The 18,264-nt window shown below is 75.5% G+C and carries 17 protein-coding genes; all 17 read right to left on the bottom strand.

Going from position 1 to position 18,264, the window contains the following annotated elements:
• Nucleotides 1-57: 57 nt before the first annotated feature.
• Nucleotides 58-1,035 carry a methionyl-tRNA formyltransferase gene (gene fmt, locus G6556_RS00805; RefSeq protein WP_166937691.1) on the bottom strand — a complete coding sequence of 326 codons (978 nt, stop codon included), beginning with the start codon at nucleotides 1,033-1,035 and terminating at the stop codon, nucleotides 58-60.
• A 28-nt stretch (nucleotides 1,036-1,063) separates the two neighbouring features.
• A complete protein-coding gene (locus G6556_RS00800; protein ID WP_166937689.1) occupies nucleotides 1,064-1,672 on the bottom strand; it encodes an HAD family phosphatase in 609 nt (202 codons plus the stop codon).
• Entirely contained in the window at nucleotides 1,669-3,918 is a 2,250-nt protein-coding gene (locus tag G6556_RS00795) for a primosomal protein N' (protein WP_346774640.1), read from the bottom strand. The genes G6556_RS00800 and G6556_RS00795 overlap by 4 nt, the downstream gene beginning before the upstream one ends.
• An 8-nt stretch (nucleotides 3,919-3,926) precedes the next feature.
• Entirely contained in the window at nucleotides 3,927-5,135 is a 1,209-nt protein-coding gene (gene metK, locus G6556_RS00790) for a methionine adenosyltransferase (RefSeq protein ID WP_166937676.1), read from the bottom strand.
• A gap of 34 nt (nucleotides 5,136-5,169) precedes the next feature.
• Nucleotides 5,170-6,393, bottom strand: coding sequence for a bifunctional phosphopantothenoylcysteine decarboxylase/phosphopantothenate--cysteine ligase CoaBC (gene coaBC, locus G6556_RS00785; RefSeq protein WP_166937674.1), 1,224 nt, complete (start codon nucleotides 6,391-6,393; stop codon nucleotides 5,170-5,172).
• Between the two features lie 15 nt (nucleotides 6,394-6,408).
• Nucleotides 6,409-6,672, bottom strand: a complete 264-nt coding sequence (gene rpoZ / locus G6556_RS00780; protein ID WP_147793607.1) for a DNA-directed RNA polymerase subunit omega — start codon at nucleotides 6,670-6,672, stop codon at nucleotides 6,409-6,411.
• Nucleotides 6,673-6,709: 37 nt separating this feature from the next.
• On the bottom strand, nucleotides 6,710-7,285 hold the full coding sequence (gene gmk, locus G6556_RS00775; RefSeq protein ID WP_166937672.1) for a guanylate kinase: 576 nt from the start codon (nucleotides 7,283-7,285) through the stop codon (nucleotides 6,710-6,712).
• 59 nt (nucleotides 7,286-7,344) lie between these two features.
• Nucleotides 7,345-7,656 (bottom strand): integration host factor, actinobacterial type, encoded by a 312-nt coding sequence (mihF, locus tag G6556_RS00770; protein ID WP_166937670.1) that lies wholly within the window; start codon nucleotides 7,654-7,656, stop codon nucleotides 7,345-7,347.
• A 222-nt stretch (nucleotides 7,657-7,878) separates the two neighbouring features.
• On the bottom strand, nucleotides 7,879-8,748 hold the full coding sequence (gene pyrF / locus G6556_RS00765; RefSeq protein ID WP_166937669.1) for an orotidine-5'-phosphate decarboxylase: 870 nt from the start codon (nucleotides 8,746-8,748) through the stop codon (nucleotides 7,879-7,881).
• Nucleotides 8,745-12,101 (bottom strand): carbamoyl-phosphate synthase large subunit, encoded by a 3,357-nt coding sequence (carB, locus tag G6556_RS00760; protein ID WP_166937668.1) that lies wholly within the window; start codon nucleotides 12,099-12,101, stop codon nucleotides 8,745-8,747. Before carB ends, pyrF begins: the two co-directional genes overlap by 4 nt.
• On the bottom strand, nucleotides 12,101-13,327 hold the full coding sequence (gene carA / locus G6556_RS00755) for a glutamine-hydrolyzing carbamoyl-phosphate synthase small subunit (protein ID WP_166937667.1): 1,227 nt from the start codon (nucleotides 13,325-13,327) through the stop codon (nucleotides 12,101-12,103). Before carA ends, carB begins: the two co-directional genes overlap by 1 nt.
• Nucleotides 13,324-13,848 (bottom strand): hypothetical protein, encoded by a 525-nt coding sequence (locus G6556_RS00750; protein WP_308160980.1) that lies wholly within the window; start codon nucleotides 13,846-13,848, stop codon nucleotides 13,324-13,326. The genes carA and G6556_RS00750 overlap by 4 nt, the downstream gene beginning before the upstream one ends.
• A gap of 17 nt (nucleotides 13,849-13,865) precedes the next feature.
• On the bottom strand, nucleotides 13,866-15,218 hold the full coding sequence (locus G6556_RS00745; RefSeq protein WP_166937665.1) for a dihydroorotase: 1,353 nt from the start codon (nucleotides 15,216-15,218) through the stop codon (nucleotides 13,866-13,868).
• Nucleotides 15,215-16,294, bottom strand: a complete 1,080-nt coding sequence (locus tag G6556_RS00740) for an aspartate carbamoyltransferase catalytic subunit (protein ID WP_166937664.1) — start codon at nucleotides 16,292-16,294, stop codon at nucleotides 15,215-15,217. The genes G6556_RS00745 and G6556_RS00740 overlap by 4 nt, the downstream gene beginning before the upstream one ends.
• The gene (gene pyrR, locus G6556_RS00735) at nucleotides 16,291-16,893 is read right to left on the bottom strand and encodes a bifunctional pyr operon transcriptional regulator/uracil phosphoribosyltransferase PyrR (protein WP_166937663.1); all 603 of its coding nucleotides are present in this window, start codon (nucleotides 16,891-16,893) and stop codon (nucleotides 16,291-16,293) included. The genes G6556_RS00740 and pyrR overlap by 4 nt, the downstream gene beginning before the upstream one ends.
• Before the next feature lie 277 nt (nucleotides 16,894-17,170).
• The gene (nusB, locus tag G6556_RS00730; RefSeq protein WP_147793616.1) at nucleotides 17,171-17,587 is read right to left on the bottom strand and encodes a transcription antitermination factor NusB; all 417 of its coding nucleotides are present in this window, start codon (nucleotides 17,585-17,587) and stop codon (nucleotides 17,171-17,173) included.
• A gap of 1 nt (nucleotide 17,588) precedes the next feature.
• Nucleotides 17,589-18,152, bottom strand: a complete 564-nt coding sequence (gene efp / locus G6556_RS00725) for an elongation factor P (protein WP_147793617.1) — start codon at nucleotides 18,150-18,152, stop codon at nucleotides 17,589-17,591.
• Nucleotides 18,153-18,264: the final 112 nt, after the last annotated feature.

Genomic DNA, 18,264 nt, shown 5'->3' with positions numbered 1-18,264 from the left:
GGCCACCGCCGCCCCGGCCACGCCGACCGGCGCCGCCCCGGCCGCCGCCCTCGCCGCTCACGCGTCCGCCCCCTCGCGGTGCGCGTCGGTGCCGGCCGCGTCGTCCCGGCCGAGCAGGGTGCCCTCGTCGAGCCGGGCGCCGCGCGCCCAGTCCGCCGCGGCCATCGCGCGCTTGCCCGCGGGCCGCACCTCGCCGAGCCGGACGGCGTGCGTGCCGGTGCCGACGAGCACCTCGCCGCGTCCGACGCGCACGGCGCCGGGCGCCAGGTCGGTCACCTCGGGGGCGAGCCGCACGGGACCCAGGCCGAGTCGCGCGCCGTCGGGCAGCGTCGTCCAGGCGCCGGGCGCCGGGGTGCAGCCGCGGACCCGGCGGTCGACCGCCATGGCCGGGTGCTGCCAGCGGACCCGCGCGTCGTCGGTGGTGAGCCGCGGCGCGAGGCTGACGCCGTCGGCCGGCTGCGGGACGGGCGTCAGGATGCCCTCCTCCAGCGCGTCGAGGGTCTTCACGAGCAGGCCGGACCCGGCGACGGCGAGCCGGCCGAGCAGGTCGCCGGACGTGTCCAGCGGCCGGATCGTCTCGGTGAGCGTGCCGAGCACGGGTCCGGTGTCGAGCCCCGCCTCCAGCAGGAAGGTCGAGGCGCCGGTGACCTCGTCGCCGGCGATGATCGCGTGCTGCACGGGCGCCGCGCCGCGCCAGGCGGGCAGCACGGAGAAGTGCAGGTTGACCCAGCCGTGCCGCGGCAGGTCGAGCACCGCGGGCGGCACGAGGTTGCCGTACGCGACGACGGGAGCGGCGTCGGGGGCGATCTCGGCGATCCGCGCCTGCGCCTCGGGGTCCCGGAGCGTGGCCGGGGTGAGCACCTCCAGGCCGGCCTCGAGCGCGCGCTCCTTGACCGGGCTCGGGGTCAGCGTCCGGCCGCGGCCCGCGCGTGCGTCGGGGCGGGTGAGGACGGCGACGACCTCGTGGCGGGAGGCGAGCAGGGCGTCCAGGGCGGGCAGCGCCACCGCGGGCGTCCCGGCGAAGAGCAGGCGCATGGGCACCGATCCTAGTGCCGCCCCGGGCTCAGCCCGGCAGCGCACCCCGCGCGACGAGGTCGGCCCGCAGCGCGTCCGCCGAGGTGAACAGCACGGCCTGGTACCCCAGCACAGCGGCACCGGCGACGTTCGCGGGGCTGTCGTCGACGAACACCGTCCGCGCGGGGTCCAGCCGGTGCCGCTCGGCGAGCACCGCGAAGATCCGCGGGTCCGGCTTCACCACGCCTTCCCGCCCCGACACCACGACGCCCTCCAGCCGGCCGATGACGGGCGCGACCGTCTCGCCGTGGTGGTACGTCTCCGCGGACCAGTTGGTCAGCCCGAGGACCCGGACGCCCGCGGCGCGCAGGTCGTCGACCACCTCGGCGCTGCCGGGCACCGGCCCGGGCAGCGCGCGGGCGAACCGCTCGACGTAGAGGTCGACGGTCGCGGCGTGCTCGGGGTGGGTCCGGGCCACCTCGTCCCGGGCGTCGCGCCAGGACCGGCCGGCGTCCTGCCGGAGGTTCAGCGCCGGGAAGTCGACGTCGGCGAGGAACCGCTGGACCTCCGCCTCGGTGAGCAGGCCGTCGAAGGCCCGCTCGGGCTCCCAGCGCACCAGGACGTTGCCCAGGTCGAACACGACGGCCTCGACGGTCACAGCATCTCCTCGGGGTCGAGCCGCACGCGCACGGTCCCGCCCTCCCGGCGGGCGCTGCGCACGGCCAGGGACGCGGCCAGCGACCGCGCCAGCGCCCGGCCGTGCGCGACCGGCACCCGTACGAGGGTGCGCACGGGCGGGTCGAGCGACTCCTGGACCGCGGTCCCGCCGGGCGCGAGCGGCTCGGGCTGCGGGACCGGCCCGAGCACGTCGGAGCCCTCGGGCAGCTCGACGCGGGCCAGCACGGCGGCGACGACCTCCCGGGTGCCGATCAGCTCGGCGACCCGGACCGCCGGCGGCAGCCGCACCTCCTCGCGCTCGGCGAGCTCGCGCTCCGCGAGGCCGACCGGGTCCCAGCGCACGAGCGCCTGGGTGGGCCGCTCCGCGCCGTCGCCGACGAGGAGCACCACGCCGCCGTCCCGAGACGACCGCACCAGCGCCGCCGCGGCCAGCCACCGGCGCACCGCGTCCTCGGTCGCTCGCAGCGACGTCGACCCGGTGGTCACCGCGGCGTCCAGCAGCACGGCCGCGGCGTACCCCCCGGGGGCGACGGGCTCCGCGCCGATGGTCGACACGACGAGCGCGGGCCGGTCGGGCACCTCCGCGAGCACCCCGGACCGCGCGCCGGAGTGCCGCACGGTGACGCCCGGGAACGCGCGGCCGAGCTCCTCGGCGGTCCGGTCGGACCCGACGGCCACCGAGCGGAACGTGCCGTTGCCGCACGCCTCGCACCGCCACTGGATGGCCAGCCGGCCGCACCACCGGCACTGCGCGGATCCGTCGCCGGAGGTCAGCGCGAGCGGCCCGTGGCAGTGCGTGCAGCGGGCGATCTCCCGGCACCGCGCGCAGGCGACGGCCGGCAGGTAGCCGGCGCGGGGCACCTGGACGAGCACCGGCCCGTCCGCGAGCCGGTCCCGGATGGTCCGCCACGCCTCGCCGGGCAGCCGCGCGGCCGCGGCGGCCCCCTCGCGGGCGAGCTCGACGCTGGTGAGCGCCCGCACGCGCGGGGTCCGGGCGCGCACGACGTCCCGGTCCGCCGCGACCGCGCGGACCCAGCCGGAGGCGACCAGCGCCTGCACCTCCGTGGACCGCGCGTGCGCGGCGAGCAGCAGCCCGCAGCCCTCGAGCTCGGCGCGCAGCCCCAGCACCTCGCGGACGTGCGGGTACGGGGCGCGCGGCTCGGCGTGCAGGTCGTCGCCGTCGTCCCAGCACACCGCGAGGCCGAGGTCCCGGACCGGGGCGAACGCGGCGGCGCGGGTCCCGACGACCACCCGCGCGTGCCCGCGCAGCACGGCGAGGAAGGCGCGGTACCGGAGCGCAGGACCGTCGTCGGCCATGAGCCGGACGTGGCTGGCGTCGGGGCCGTCGGGCGTCCACGCGGGCACGCCCGCGGCGACGAGCGCGGCGCACACCCGGTCGACGTCGCGCGCGTCGGGCACGACGACCAGCGCGCCGCGGCCGCTCGCCAGGGTGGCCCGGGCGGCCTGGGCGACGCCGTCGGGCCAGCGCTCCCCCGCCGGGCCGGGCAGCGCGGACCAGGCGGCGCGCGGGGAGCCGCCGGCCGCGAGGTGGGCGAGGAACGCGGGGCCGCCGCGGTACGGGGCCCAGGCGGGGGCCGGGGAGTCGGCCGGGAGGTCCGGCGTGGGCGCGTCGGCGGGTGCGGCCGGGTCGGCGGGCGGAGCGGACCCGGCGGGCGCCGCGGGGGCCGGCGGCACCTCGCCCTCGGTCCGCGCGTGCCGCGGCGGCACCGCCAGGCGCAGCACGTCGGCCAGCGTCCCCGCGTACCGGTCGGCCACGGCGCGCGCGAGCCGCGCGACCTCCGGGGTCAGCACGGCCTCGGGCGAGACCACGCGCCGCAGCGGAACGAGCGCGCCGTCGTGATCGGGCTCGGCGGCCCGGTCGAGGACGAAGCCGTCGACGTCCTGCGACCCGAACCGGATCTTGACCCGGGTCCCGGGCGCCGCGGCGTCGGCGAGCGTGGCCGGCACGAGGTACTCGAACGGCCGGTCCAGGTGGGCGGGCGCGAGCTCGACGGCCACCCGCGCGACGGGCAGCTCGGCGGCCGGCTCGACGTCGACGTCCCGCGCGCGGGCGCGCCGCCGCGGCCGGGTCCCGGCCGCGCGCCCGGCGGTCCCCCGCGCACCGCGTGCGGGGCCGCCGGACGGCGCGGCGGCGAACCCGTCCAGCCCGAGCAGCGTCGGCTGCTCCGGCACGGGGTCGCCCGCCGCCGCGGGTCCGTCCGCCACGCGGCCGCTCAGGACAGGGCGGAGCGCAGGGCGTCCACGCGGTCGGTCCGCTCCCAGGTGAACTCGGGCAGGGCCCGGCCGAAGTGGCCGTACGCGGCCGTCTGCCGGTAGATCGGCCGCAGCAGGTCCAGGTCCCGGATGATCGCGGCCGGACGCAGGTCGAACACCTCGCGGATCGCGGCGGTCAGCCGGTCGACCGGCACGGTCTCGGTGCCGAACGTCTCGACGTACAGGCCGACCGGGTGCGCCTTGCCGATCGCGTACGCGACCTGGACCTCGCAGCGGCGGGCCAGGCCCGCGGCGACGACGTTCTTGGCGACCCAGCGCATCGCGTACGCGGCGGAGCGGTCGACCTTCGACGGGTCCTTGCCGGAGAAGGCGCCGCCGCCGTGCCGGGCCATGCCGCCGTAGGTGTCGACGATGATCTTGCGGCCGGTGAGGCCGGCGTCGCCCTGCGGGCCGCCGACGACGAACTGCCCGGTCGGGTTCACCAGCAGCCGGTAGTCGCTGACGTCGAGGTCCAGGCCGGCGGACTCGAGCACCGGCGCCACGACGTGCTCGGCGATCGCCGGCGCGAGCTCGGTCTCCAGGTGCACGCCCGGGCCGTGCTGGGTGGACAGCACGACGGTGTCGAGCCGCACCGCGCGGTCGCCGTCGTAGCCGACGGTGACCTGGGTCTTGCCGTCGGGGCGCAGGTTCGGGACCACGCCCTCCTTGCGGACCAGCGCGAGGCGCTCGGCGAGGCGGTGCGACAGCCAGATCGGCAGCGGGAGCAGGCTCTCGGTGTCGTCCGAGGCGTAGCCGAACATGAGGCCCTGGTCGCCCGCGCCCTGCAGGTCGAGCGGGTCGTGGTCGGACGCGTCCTGGCGGGACTCCCACGCCTTGTCGACGCCCTGCGCGATGTCCGGGGACTGCTGGCCGATGGAGACGGACACGCCGCACGAGTCGCCGTCGAAGCCGATGTCCGAGGAGGTGTAGCCGATGCCCCGGACGACCTGGCGGATGATCTGCGGGATCTCGACGTACGCGGTGGTGGTGACCTCGCCGGCGACGTGCACCAGGCCGGTCGTCACCATCGTCTCGACGGCGACGCGGGCGGTGGGGTCCTGCTCGAGGATCGCGTCGAGGATCGCGTCGGAGATCTGGTCGCAGACCTTGTCCGGGTGCCCCTCCGTGACGGACTCGGACGTGAAGAGGCGCATGTCGGCGATGGTCATGGGCACAGGCTAGCGGGGCGGACGGACAGACGAGTCACGCGGGCAGCACGCGGACGACGGCGTCCCAGAGCCCGTCGGACACCGCGTCCTTGCTGCCCTCGGCGGTGGCGACGACCTCGCCGCGCGCGTCGAGGACCGTGACGGCGTTGTGCTCCGCGCCGAAGCCGCGGCCGCCGCCGACCGCGTTGACGGCCAGCAGGTCCGCGCCCTTGCGGCGCGCCTTGGCCCGCCCGTGGTCCAGCACGCCGCCGGTGTCGTCGCCCGTCTCGGCGGCGAACCCGACGACCACCTGGCGCCGGCCGTCGCGGCGAGGCGGGTCGGCGACGAGCCCGGCGAGCACGTCCGGGTTCTGCACGAGCTCGAGCGGCGGCACCGTGCCGTCGGCCTGCTTCTTGATCTTGTGCGCGGACCCCGTCGCGGGCCGGAAGTCGGCGACGGCCGCGGCCATGACGACGACGTCGGCGTCCGCGGCCGCGGTGCGCACGGCGTCCTGCAGCTCGGCGGTCGTCTCCACCTCGACGACCCGCACGCCGGCCGGGGGCCGCACCGTGAGGTTGGCGGCGACGAGCGTCACCCGGGCGCCGCGCGCCTGGGCGGTGCGGGCGAGGGCGACGCCCTGCTTGCCCGAGGACCGGTTGCCGAGGAACCGCACGGGGTCGAGCGGCTCGCGGGTGCCGCCCGCCGACACGACGACGGTGCGCCCGGCGAGGTCCTGCGGGCGGGGCTTGCCCTCGGGGTCCACCAGCGCGAGGGCGGCCGCGGCGATGGCGTCCGGCTCGGGCAGCCGGCCCGGCCCGCTGTCGGCGCCGGTGAGGCGCCCGGAGTCGGGGTCGAGCACGTGCACCCCGCGCTCGCGCAGCGTCGCGACGTTGGCGCGGGTCGCCGGGTGCTGCCACATCTCGGTGTGCATCGCCGGGGCCATGAGGACCGGGCAGGTCGCGGTGAGCAGCGTGGCCGCGAGCAGGTCGTCGGCGCGCCCCGAGGCCGCGCGGGCCAGCAGGTCCGCGGTGGCGGGCGCGACGACGACCAGGTCGGCCTGGCGCCCGAGGCGCACGTGGGCGACCTCGGGCACGTCCTCGAAGACCTCGGACGTCACCGGGTGCCCGGACAGGGCCTCCCAGGTGGCGCGTCCCACGAACTCCAGGGCCGCCCGGGTGGGCACGACGCGGACGTCGTGACCCGCCTCGGTGAACGACCGGAGCACGTGGGCGGCCTTGTACGCGGCGATGCCGCCGGCGACGCCCAGGACGATGCGCACGTCAGCGCGGGAGGCTCAGGCCTCGTTCGGGGCGACCGTCAGCAGGCCCGCGTCGATCTCGCGCATCGCGATGGACAGCGGCTTCTCCTGCGGGCGGGTCTCCACCAGCGGGCCGACGTACTCGAGCAGGCCCTCGTTGAGCTGCGAGTAGTACGCGTTGATCTGGCGCGCGCGCTTGGCCGAGTAGATGACCAGCGCGTACTTGGAGTCGGCGCGCTCCAGGAGGCGGTCGATCGGCGGGTCGGTGATGCCGATGGGCTCGGCGACGGTTCCGGACACGGTGGCTCCCGTAGTCGAAGGGGGTGGGGACTGCCGGTCAGTCTACAGCCGCGGGCAGGCCCATCAGCGCGACCAGCTCGTCCGTGGCGCGCCGGACGTCGTCGTTGACCACCACGTGGTCGAACTCGGGCTCGGCCGCCATCTCGACCTCGGCGGTCGCGAGCCGGCGCGCCCGCTCCTCCTCGTCCTCCGTGCCGCGGCCGACGAGCCGGCGCACCAGCTCCTCCATCGACGGGGGGGCGAGGAACACGAACTGGGCCTCGGGCATCGTCGTCCGGACCTGTCGTGCGCCCTGCAGGTCGATCTCGAGCAGCGCGGGCTCCCCGGCGGCCAGCCGCTCCTCGACGGGCCGCCGGGGGGTGCCGTAGCGGTTCCGGCCGTGCACGACCGCCCACTCGAGGAGCTCGCCCTCGGCGACCATCCGGTCGAACTCCTCGGGCGACACGAAGTGGTAGTGCAGGCCGTCGACCTCGCCCGGCCGCGGGGACCGGGTCGTGGCCGACACGGAGAGCCAGACCTGCGGGTACCGGGCCCGGAGGTCGGCGGACACGGTGCCCTTGCCGACGGCGGTCGGTCCGGCGAGGACGGTCAGCCGGGCGCGAGGCGTCGTCATGCTGCTCTGGTGCTCCTGGAGTTGTGCGGCCCGGGGGCCGGCGTCTGCGGCGCCGCCGGTCACCCGAACCGGTCGACGAGCGCCTTCACCTGGTGCGGGCCGAGGCCACGCACGCGGCGCGTCTCCGAGATCCCGATCTCGGAGATGATCTGGCGTGCCTTGACCTTACCCACTCCCGGGAGGGACTCGAGCAGGGCGAGCACCTTGAGCTTGCCGATGGTCTCGTCCTTCTGGCCCTGGGCGATCACCTCGGACAGCGAGCCCTGCGAGTACTTCAGCCGGTTCTTGACCTCCGCGCGGGCCTGGCGGGCTGCGGCCGCCTTCTCGAGCGCCGCTGCGCGCTGCTCGGGGGTGAGAGTCGGAAGTGCCACGTGAGTCACCTTCTCATCACTGTCAGGAGGCAGGACATGGATCGTGCGTGATCCCCGGGGTGCCCGGTGCGACGCCGCCCCGGGTCCAAGGGCCCATCTCCCGAGGATGGCACGCCGCAGGCGAACCGGCACGTCCCAGCAGCGTGTCGCCCTGAAGACGCCCCGGACCCGTCGCTCGGGGCAACGGGTCCGGGGGCGTCGGGCGGGTCGGTGCGCGGGCCGTCAGCGCAGCGCGGCGCCCGCTGCGTCGGCGGCCGCCCGGGCGGCGTCGCGCAGGGCGCCCACGCCCGGCCCCGCGGACAGCACGCCCCGCGAGGACGACGCGAGCACGGCCGACCGGGCGTCGCCGAACACGGCCGCCAGCTCCGCCGGGCCCGCGCCCTGGGCGCCCACCCCGGGCGCCAGCAGCGGGCCCCGCACGGCGGCCAGGTCGACGCCCAGCCGCGCCGCGGCGTCGCCGATGGTGGCGCCGACGACCAGGCCGATCGAGCCCAGCGACTCCCCCGCCGCCGGCCCGCCGGCGGCGAGCTCCGCCGCGTTGGACGCCGCCGCCGCGCGCGCCACCCGGTCCGCCACCGCCACGCCGTCGGCGTCCCGCGCGTGCTGCACCTCGGCGCCCTCGGGGTTCGAGGTCAGCGCCAGCACGAACAGGCCACGCCCGGTCGCCAGCGCCAGGTCCACGGCCGGCGCGAGCGAGCCGAACCCCAGGTACGGCGACACGGTCAGCGCGTCGCCCGCCAGCGGGGAGCCGTCCCGGAGGAACGCGTCCGCGTAGGCACCCATCGTCGAGCCGATGTCGCCGCGCTTGGCGTCGACCACGACCAGCGTCCCGGTGTCCCGGCCCGCGGCCACGACCTCCTCGAGCGCCGCCACGCCCGCGGAGCCGTGCCGCTCGAAGAACGCGGCCTGCGGCTTGACCGCCGCGACCCGGCCGCCGACCGCCTCCATGACCGTCAGGGCGAACCGGCGCACGCCCTCGGCGCTGTCCGGCAGACCCCACGCGTCCAGCAGGGACGCGTGCGGGTCGATGCCGACGCAGAGCGGGCCGTGCTCGGCCGTCGCCGCCGCGAGGCGCGCGCCGAACGGCCTCACGCGACGGCCCCGGAGTCCCCGGCGACGGACGCGCCCGCGGCCACCGCCGCCCGGCGCCCGGCCGTCGCCGCGTCGTGCTCCTGCAGGCTCGCCACGCCGAACGGCCCCGCCAGCGCCGCCTCGATGCCCTGCACCGCGGCGCCGAGCTGCTGCACGGTCGTGACGATCGCCTTGTCCGCCGCCGTGGTGGCCGCGCGGATCTCGTAGCCGTCCGCGCGCGCGCCCTGGCCCGAGGGGGTGTTCACGACGATGTCGACCTCGCCGGCCGAGATGAGATCGACGATCGTCGGCTCCCCCGCCGGACCGCGGCCCGAGGAGAACTTCCGCACGACGGTCGAGGCGATGCCGTTGCGCTTGAGCACCGCGGCCGTCCCGTCGGTCGCCAGGATCTCGAAGCCGAGCTCCTGCAGCCGCTTCACCGGGAACACGATCGACCGCTTGTCCCGGTCGGCGACCGAGATGAACGCCCGGCCGGACGTCGGCAGGCCGCCGAACGCCGCGGACTGCGACTTGGCGAACGCCGTCGGGAAGTCGGTGTCGAAGCCCATGACCTCGCCCGTGGACCGCATCTCCGGGCCGAGCACGGTGTCGACCACGGTGCCGTCGCCGGTGCGGAACCGCTTGAACGGCAGCACGGCCTCCTTGACGGCGATCGGCGCGTCCAGGTCGATGACGCCCGCGTCGTCGGCCGGCAGCACGCCCGACGCCCGCAGGTCGGCGATCGACTTGCCGGTCATGACCAGCGCCGCCGCCTTGGCCAGCGGGACGCCCGTCGCCTTGGACACGAACGGCACGGTGCGGGACGCGCGCGGGTTCGCCTCCAGGACGTAGAGCACGTCGGACACCAGCGCGAACTGGATGTTGAGCAGGCCGCGGACCCCGACGCCCTGCGCGATGGCCTCGGTCGACACCTTGATCCGCTGCAGCTCGGACTCCGAGAGCGACACAGGCGGCAGCACGCAGGCCGAGTCGCCGGAGTGGATGCCGGCCTCCTCGATGTGCTCCATGACGCCGCCGAGGAACAGCTCGGTGCCGTCGTAGAGGGCGTCGACGTCGATCTCGATGGCGTCGTCCAGGAACCGGTCGATCAGCAGCGGGGGCAGCGCGCCGCCGCGGGCGCTGGCGTCGGCCAGGGCGCGCTCGACGTACTCGGTCAGCTGCTCGTCGGAGTAGACGATCTCCATGCCGCGGCCGCCGAGCACGTACGACGGGCGCACCAGCACCGGGTAGCCGATCCGGGCGGCGGTCTCCCGCGCGACCGGCAGCGTGGTCGCGGTGCCGAACGCCGGCGCGGGCAGCCCGGCGGCGGCGAGCACCGCGCCGAACGCGCCGCGGTCCTCGGCGGCGTCGATGGCGGCCGGCGGGGTGCCGAGGATCGGCAGGCCGGCGTCCTCCAGGCGCTGCGCGAGCGACAGCGGGGTCTGGCCGCCGAGCTGCACGATGATGCCGGCGACCGGGCCGGCCGCCTTCTCCGCCTCGTAGACCTCCAGGACGTCCTCGAAGGTCAGCGGCTCGAAGTACAGCCGGTCCGCGGTGTCGTAGTCGGTCGACACGGTCTCGGGGTTGCAGTTGACCATGACGGTCTCGAACTCGCCCTTGAGCGCCAGCGTCGCGTGCACGCACGAGTAGTCGAACTCGATGCCCTGGCCGATGCGGTTCGGGCCCGAGCCGAGGATGAGCACCGCGGGGCGCTCGCGCGGGGCGACCTCGGTCTCCTCGTCGTAGGACGAGTAGTGGTACGGCGTGCGGGCCGCGAACTCGGCGGCGCACGTGTCGACGGTCTTGTAGACCGGGCGGACTCCGAGCGCCTGCCGCACCTCGCGGGCGACGTCCTCGCTCACGCCCCGCAGGGACGCGACCTGGACGTCGGACAGGCCGTGCCGCTTCGCGCGGCGCAGCACCGCGGCGGTGAGCTCCGGCGCGGCGGCGGTCTCCGCGGCGACCTCGTTGATCAGCTGCAGCTGGTCGAGGAACCACGGGTCGATGCCGGTGCGGGCGTACACCTCGTCGACGGACACGCCGGCGCGGAGCACCTGCTGCACGTCGACCAGGCGGTGCTCGGTCGGGCGGGAGATGGTCGCGACCAGGGCGTCCAGCGCCTCGCCGGTGAGGGCCTCGCCGTCCCAGTGGAACGTCGTGCCCTTCCGGTCGATGGACCGCATGGCCTTGCCGAGCGCCTCGGTGAAGTTGCGGCCGAGCGCCATGGCCTCGCCGACGGACTTCATCGTGGTGGTCAGGGTCGGGTCGGCGGCCGGGAACTTCTCGAACGCGAACCGCGGCACCTTGACGACGACGTAGTCGAGCGTGGGCTCGAAGGACGCCGGGGTGGAGCCGGTGATGTCGTTCGGGATCTCGTCCAGCGTGTAGCCGACGGCCAGGCGCGCCGCGATCTTCGCGATCGGGAAGCCGGTGGCCTTCGACGCCAGCGCCGAGGACCGGGACACCCGCGGGTTCATCTCGATGACGATGATCCGGCCGGTGTCGGGATTCACCGCGAACTGGATGTTGCAGCCGCCGGTGTCGACGCCGACCTCGCGGATGACCGCGATGCCGATGTCCCGCAGCCGCTGGTACTCGCGGTCGGTCAGCGTGAGCGCCGGGGCCACCGTGACCGAGTCGCCGGTGTGCACGCCGACCGGGTCGACGTTCTCGATCGAGCAGACGACCACGACGTTGTCCGCCTTGTCGCGCATGAGCTCGAGCTCGTACTCCTTCCAGCCGAGGATCGACTCCTCCAGGAGCACCTCGGTGGTCGGCGAGTAGTGCAGGCCCTGGCCGACGATCCGCCGCAGGTCGGCCTCGTCGTAGGCGATGCCGGAGCCCAGGCCGCCCATGGTGAACGACGGGCGGACGACGACCGGGTAGCCGAGGTCCTCGACCGCGACCAGCGCCTCGTCGATCGTGTGGATGATCGCCGAGCGCGCGGACTCGCCGCCGCAGACCTCGACGACCTGCTTGAACTGCTCGCGGTCCTCGCCCTTCTGGATGGCGGGGATGTTGGCGCCGATCAGCTCGACGCCGTACTCCTCGAGCACGCCGGCCTCGTCCAGCGCGATCGCCGCGTTGAGCGCGGTCTGGCCGCCCAGCGTCGGCAGGATCGCGTCCGGGCGCTCCTTGGCGATGATCGAGGTGAGCACCTCGGTGGTGATCGGCTCGACGTAGGTCGCGTCGGCGAACTCCGGGTCGGTCATGATCGTGGCCGGGTTGGAGTTCACGAGGACGACCCGCAGGCCCTCCTCCTTCAGCACGCGGCAGGCCTGGGTGCCGGAGTAGTCGAACTCCGCGGCCTGGCCGATGACGATCGGGCCGGAGCCGATGACGAGGACGGAGTGGATGTCGGTGCGGCGAGGCATCAGGCGCCCTTCGGGGAGTCGGTGACGTCGGTGGCCTGGCCGGCAGCAGCGGCACCCGCGGACGGGTCGCGCATCAGGTCCAGGAACCGGTCGAACAGGTAGGCGGCGTCGTGCGGGCCCGCGGCGGCCTCGGGGTGGTACTGCACCGAGAAGGCCGGCAGGTCGAGGGCGGCCAGGCCCTCGACGACGTCGTCGTTGAGGTCGACGTGCGAGACGGTCACGCGGCCGTACCGCCCGCCGTCGTGCGGGGCGACGGACACCTCGTCCAGCGGCGCGTCGACCGCGAAGCCGTGGTTGTGCGCGGTGATCTCGACGCGGCCCGTCGCGCGGTCGAGCACCGGCTGGTTCACGCCGCGGTGCCCGTAGCCGAGCTTGTAGGTGCCGTAGCCGAGCGCCCGGCCGAGCAGCTGGTTGCCGTAGCAGATGCCGAAGAACGGGATCTTCCGGTCCAGCACCTCGCGGAGCAGCTCGACCTCGTGGGTCGCGGCGGACGGGTCGCCAGGGCCGTTCGAGAAGAACACGCCGTCGGGCGCCGTGGCCAGGACGTCGTCGATGGACGACTGCGCCGGGAGCACGTGCACCTCGATCCCGCGCTCGGCCATCCGGTTCGGGGTCATCGACTTGATGCCGAGGTCGACGGCGGCGACGCGGGCGACGGGCTCCCCGAGGGGCGCGCCGTCCGGCCCGAGGGCCTTGACCACGTACGCGGTGTCGGTGGACACCTCGCCGGCCAGGTCGGCGCCGGCCATCTGCGGGCGGTCCTGCACCTCGGCGACCAGGTCCTCGGCCGCGCGCCGGCGGCCGGCGGCGTCCAGCAGCGCGTCGCCGGACACGATCGCGGCGCGCATCACGCCGCGCTCGCGCAGGTGCCGGGTCAGGGCGCGGGTGTCGATGCCGGAGATGCCGACGACGCCCTGCGCGGCCAGCTCCTCGTCCAGGCTGCGGTCGCTGCGCCAGTTCGACGCGCGGCGCGCGGGGTCCCGCACGACGTAGCCGGAGACCCAGATCCGGCCCGACTCGGGGTCCTCGTCGTTGACGCCGGTGTTGCCGATGTGCGGCGCCGTCATCACGACGATCTGGCGGTGGTAGCTGGGGTCGGTCAGCGTCTCCTGGTACCCGGTCATGCCGGTGTTGAAGACGATCTCGCCCCAGGTGGTGCCGGTGGCCCCGTAGGCCTCGCCGGCGAACGTCCGCCCGTCCTCGAGGACCAGCAGTGCGTCCGTCATGAGCTCTCCTTGGACCCGCCCGCGGCGGGTGTCGATCCGATGAGTGTCTGGGTGGCCGCGCGCAGGGTGTCCGCCTCCTGGCGGTGCCGCAGGCGCAGGCCGGTGTCGAGGCCGCGGGGGTCGTCGTCCGGGCTGGGGACCCAGGTCAGCACGACCAGCCCCTCGCCGCCGACGACCTTGCCGGCCATGCCGCCGGAGGTGCCCACCGCGCGCAGCGCCGCGCGCGGGACGAACACGTCCGGCGCCCCTCGTCGTCGCACCACCACGCCGTGGTCGTGGACCCGCACGGTGGCGGCCGACCGGACGCCGAGGCCGTGCGCCCCGACGCGGTCCAGCCAGTCGCCGGCCCGGGTGGTCGAGACGTAGGTGGCGTCGAGCGGCTCGGTGCGCGCGTCGCCGAGGGCCTCGTCGGCGGGGACCGCCGGGGGCGCCGGGACCTCGCTCGGGCCGCGCCGCAGCCGGCGCCAGCCCTTCGCCATGCCGAGCAGCAGCGCGGCGCCCAGCACGACGAGGATCGTCACGGACAGCCAGGGTGGCATCAGGGCGTCACCCGCCCGGCGGCGAACCGCGGGTCGGCGGGGTCGTCCTGCGGCACGCCGTCGAGCACCGTGGCCCGGCCGCGCAGGAACGTCGCCACGACCCGGCCCGGCAGCTCCCGGCCGCGCAGCGGCGAGTTCGCCGACGCGGTGGCCTGCCGCTCGGGCTCGACCACCCGGCGCTGCTCCGGGTCGACCAGCACGAGGTTGGCCGGCTCCCCCACCGCGATCGGGCGGCCGTGGCCCTCGACCCGGCCGATCCGCGCCGGGTTGGTGGACAGCACCCGGGCGACGTCGGCCCAGGTCATCCGGCCGGTGTCGACCATCGTCTGCTGGACCACCGACAGCGCGGTCTCCAGGCCGGTCATGCCGAACGCGGCCGCGGCCCACTCGCAGTCCTTGTCCTCGCGGGTGTGCGGGGCGTGGTCGGTGGCGACGATGTCGATCGTGCCGTCGGCCAGGCCCTCGCGGACCGCGTCGACGTCGGCCTGCGTGCGCAGCGGCGGGTTCACCTTGAACACCGGGTCGTAACCGCGGGCCTCCTCGTCCGTGAGGACCAGGTGGTGCGGCGTGACCTCGGCGGTGACGTCGATCCCCCGCGACTTCGCCCAGCGGACGATCTCCACCGAGCCGGCCGTCGACAGGTGGCACACGTGCAGCCGCGACCCGACGTGCTCGGCCAGCAGCACGTCGCGGGCGATGATCGCCTCCTCCGCGACGGCGGGCCAGCCGGCCAGGCCGATCTCGGCGGACACGACGCCCTCGTGCATCTGGGCGCCCTCGGTCAGCCGCGGCTCCTGGGCGTGCTGGGCGATCACGCCGTCGAACGCCTTCACGTACTCCAGCGCGCGGCGCATCAGGACCGGGTCGTGCACGCACTTCCCGTCGTCGCTGAACACCCGGACCCGCGCGGCGGAGTCGGCCATCGCGCCGAGCTCGGCGAGGTGCTCCCCCGCCAGGCCCACGCTGACCGCGCCGACCGGGTGCACGTCGGTCCAGCCGGCCTGCGCGCCGAGGCGCCACACCTGCTCGACGACGCCCGCGGTGTCCTGCGTCGGCGTGGTGTTGGCCATCGCGTGCACCGCGGTGAAGCCCCCGGCCGCCGCGGCGCGGGTGCCGGAGGCGATCGTCTCGGCGTCCTCCCGGCCGGGCTCGCGCAGGTGGGTGTGCAGGTCGACCAGGCCGGGCAGCAGCACCATGCCGGTCGCGTCGATCACGTCGAGGTCGTCGGGCGCGTTCTCGGCCGCGTCGCCGGCCTCCGGGCCGATCGCCGCGACCAGGCCGCCGGCGACCAGGACGTCGGTGGGCTCGCCGTCGAGGATGCGGACGTCCTTGAGCAGGTACTGCGCGGTCATGCGGTGGCTCCGGCGGTGGTGGTGGGCGCGGCGGTGGTGGCGGGGGTGCTGCCGCTGCTGCTGGCGCTGGTCAGGGCGGGGACGGCTCCCGTGGCGGGGGCGGTGCCCGCCGTGTCACCGTCGCCCGCGAGCAGCAGGTAGAGCACCGCCATCCGCACGGCCACGCCGTTCGCGACCTGCTCGACGATCACCGCGCGCGGCGAGTCCGCCGCGTCCGCGGAGATCTCCAGGCCGCGGTTCATCGGCCCGGGGTGCAGCACGATGCTGTGATCGGGCAGCGTGGCCAGACGGCGCGCGTCCAGGCCGTACAGCCGGGTGTACTCCAGCGGGCTCGGGAAGAACCCGCCGCCCGCCGTCGACATCCGCTCGCGCTGCACGCGCAGCATCATCACCGCGTCGGGGCCCTGGGCGAGGACGTCGTCCAGCCGGTAGGACACCTCGGCCGGCCAGGGGCCGACGCCGACGGGCAGCAGGGTGGGCGGGGCGACGAGAGTCACGCGGGCGCCGAGGGTGTGCAGCAGGTCGACGTTCGACCGGGCGACCCGGCTGTGCAGCACGTCGCCGACCACCGCCACGTGCAGCCCGGCGAGGTCGTTGCCGACGCCGTCCGGGTTGCCGGGGCCGCCGGTCAGGTGCCGGCGGATCGTGAACGCGTCCAGCAGCGCCTGCGTCGGGTGCTGGTGCATCCCGTCGCCGGCGTTGACCACCGCGGCCTCGGTCCAGCCGGCGTGCGCGAGCGTGTGCGGCGCGCCCGACGCCTGGTGCCGGATCACGATGGCGTCCGCTCCCATCGCCTGCAGGGTCAGCGCGGTGTCCTTGAGCGACTCGCCCTTGGACACGCTCGACCCCTTGGCCGAGAAATTGATCACGTCCGCGCTCAGCCGCTTGGCGGCCGTCTCGAACGAGATGCGCGTGCGGGTCGAGTCCTCGAAGAACAGGTTCACGACCGTGCGGCCGCGCAGCGTGGGCAGCTTCTTGATCTGCCGGCCCTGGGTCGCGGCCATCTGCGCGGCCGTGTCGAGGACGCGGATCGCGGCGGCGCGGTCGAGGTCGGTCGTGGAGAGCAGGTGCCTCATCGCGCGCCCCCGTCCGTGCCGCTCTCGATGACGACCTCGGTGCGGCCGTCGGTCTCGGCGAGCAGCACGCGCACCCGCTCCGCCGTCGACGTCGGGAGGTTCTTGCCGACGAAGTCCGCCCGGATCGGCAGCTCGCGGTGCCCGCGGTCCACCAGGGCGGCCAGCTGCACCGCGCGCGGGCGGCCCAGGTCGTTCAGGGCGTCCAGCGCCGCGCGGATCGTGCGGCCGGAGTACAGCACGTCGTCCACCAGCACGACGACCTTGCCGTCGATGCCGCCGCCCGGGACCGTCGTGGCCCCGATGCTGCGGGTGGGGTGCTGCGCCAGGTCGTCGCGGTACATCGTGACGTCCAGGCTGCCGACCAGGTCCTCGGCCACCAGGCCGGGCTCGACGGCCGCGAGCCGCGCCGCGAGGCGGTGGGCCAGCGGGACGCCGCGGGTCGGGATGCCGAGGACGACGAGGTCGTCGCCGCCCTTGTTGCGCTCGAGGATCTCGTGGGCGATGCGCGTCAGCGCGCGGGCCACGTCCTGCTCGCCCAGCACGACCGTGGCTGCGGTGGCCGCAGCGGTGTCGTCGGGCACGGGGGTACCGGAGGTCATCCGGGCCGCTCCTTCCCCGCCTCACGGGACGGTGTTAAAGGAATGCTCGTTCCCCGGCACCTTACACAGACCGGCTGGGCGCGGCCCGCCGCGTCCACGCCGCGGGCGCCGTGACCCGCGCCACGCCCGCCCTGCGCCCGTTCCGCCGAGCGGGCAGTAGATGTCCCCTTCTCGCCTCCGGAGGGGACGTCTACTGCCCGCTCGGCGAGGACGTCCGGGACGCAGGACGGCCCCGTGCGCCCGGTCGGGGCGTACGGGGGCCGTGCGTGCGCGGGCGTCAGGCCAGGAGGGTCGGCTTCAGGTCGACCAGACGGCCCAGGAGGCCGTTGACGAAGCCCGGGGACTCGTCGGTCGACAGGGACCGGGCCAGCTCGACGGCCTCGTCCACGGCGACCGCGTCGGGCACGTCGTCGTTGAACAGGATCTCCCAGGTGCCGATCCGCAGCAGCTCGCGGTCGACCGCGGGCATCCGCTCGATCGTCCAGCCGTGCGAGTGCGTCGCGATGACCTCGTCGATCCGGGCGCGCTGCGCCTGCACGCCCTCGACCAGCTCCACCGAGTACTGCGGCAGGGCCGCCTCGGTGCCGGGCTGCGCGATGCGGTCCGCGAGCACGGTCAGCGGGTCGAGCCGGCGCTGCTCCGCCTCGAAGAGGACGTCGAGGGCCCGCTTGCGGGCCTTGGTGCGAGCTCCCACCTCAGTCGTTCACGCGACCCAGGTAGCTGCCGTCGCGGGTGTCGACCTTGACCTTGGTGTCCGACTCCAGGAACAGCGGGACCTGGATCTGGTAGCCGGTCTCCAGCGTCGCGGGCTTGGTGCCGGCCGAGGAGCGGTCGCCCTGCAGGCCCGGCTCCGTGTAGGTCACCATGAGCGTCACCGACGGCGGCAGCTCGACGTACAGCGGCACGCCGTCGTTCGTCGCCACCATCGCGCTGGTGCTCTCGAGCATGAAGTTCGCGGCGTCGCCCACGGTCGCGGCCGGGACCGTGATCTGGTCGTAGGTGTCCGTGTCCATGAACACGAAGTCCTCGCCGTCCTTGTACAGGTACTGCATGTCGCGCTTGTCGACGTTGGCCGTCTCGACCTTGGTGCCCGCGTTGAACGTGCGGTCGACGACCTTGCCGGACAGGACGTTCTTGAGCTTGGTGCGGACGAAGGCGCCGCCCTTGCCGGGCTTCACGTGCTGGAACTCGATGACCGTCCAGAGCTGGCCGTCGATCCTCAGCACGGTGCCGTTCTTCAGGTCGTTCGTCGTCGCCACGTGTCGCTGCTTCCTGTCCTGGGGTGCGTCTGCCGGGGGCCGCCACGCGCGCCCGCGGATCGCGGGCGGGGCTGGGCCGCCGACCATCGTACCGTGCCGACGGTCGCCCGAC

The organism is Cellulomonas sp. IC4_254 (assembly GCF_011603975.1).
Taxonomy (GTDB): Bacteria; Actinomycetota; Actinomycetes; order Actinomycetales; family Cellulomonadaceae; genus Cellulomonas.
Note: the sequence above shows the minus strand (reverse complement) of the source record. Positions and strands in the feature narration are given on the sequence as shown.

What these genes read in the sequence shown, in the direction of transcription:
- fmt (WP_166937691.1), bottom strand. Translation starts at nt 1,035, where the DNA reads ATGCGCCTGCTCTTCGCCGGGACGCCCGCGGTGGCGCTGCCCGCCCTG.
- metK (WP_166937676.1), bottom strand. Translation starts at nt 5,135, where the DNA reads ATGACCATCGCCGACATGCGCCTCTTCACGTCCGAGTCCGTCACGGAG.
- gmk (WP_166937672.1), bottom strand. Translation starts at nt 7,285, where the DNA reads ATGACGACGCCTCGCGCCCGGCTGACCGTCCTCGCCGGACCGACCGCC.
- carB (WP_166937668.1), bottom strand. Translation starts at nt 12,101, where the DNA reads ATGCCTCGCCGCACCGACATCCACTCCGTCCTCGTCATCGGCTCCGGC.
- carA (WP_166937667.1), bottom strand. Translation starts at nt 13,327, where the DNA reads ATGACGGACGCACTGCTGGTCCTCGAGGACGGGCGGACGTTCGCCGGC.
- G6556_RS00745 (WP_166937665.1), bottom strand. Translation starts at nt 15,218, where the DNA reads ATGACCGCGCAGTACCTGCTCAAGGACGTCCGCATCCTCGACGGCGAG.
- G6556_RS00740 (WP_166937664.1), bottom strand. Translation starts at nt 16,294, where the DNA reads ATGAGGCACCTGCTCTCCACGACCGACCTCGACCGCGCCGCCGCGATC.
- pyrR (WP_166937663.1), bottom strand. Translation starts at nt 16,893, where the DNA reads ATGACCTCCGGTACCCCCGTGCCCGACGACACCGCTGCGGCCACCGCA.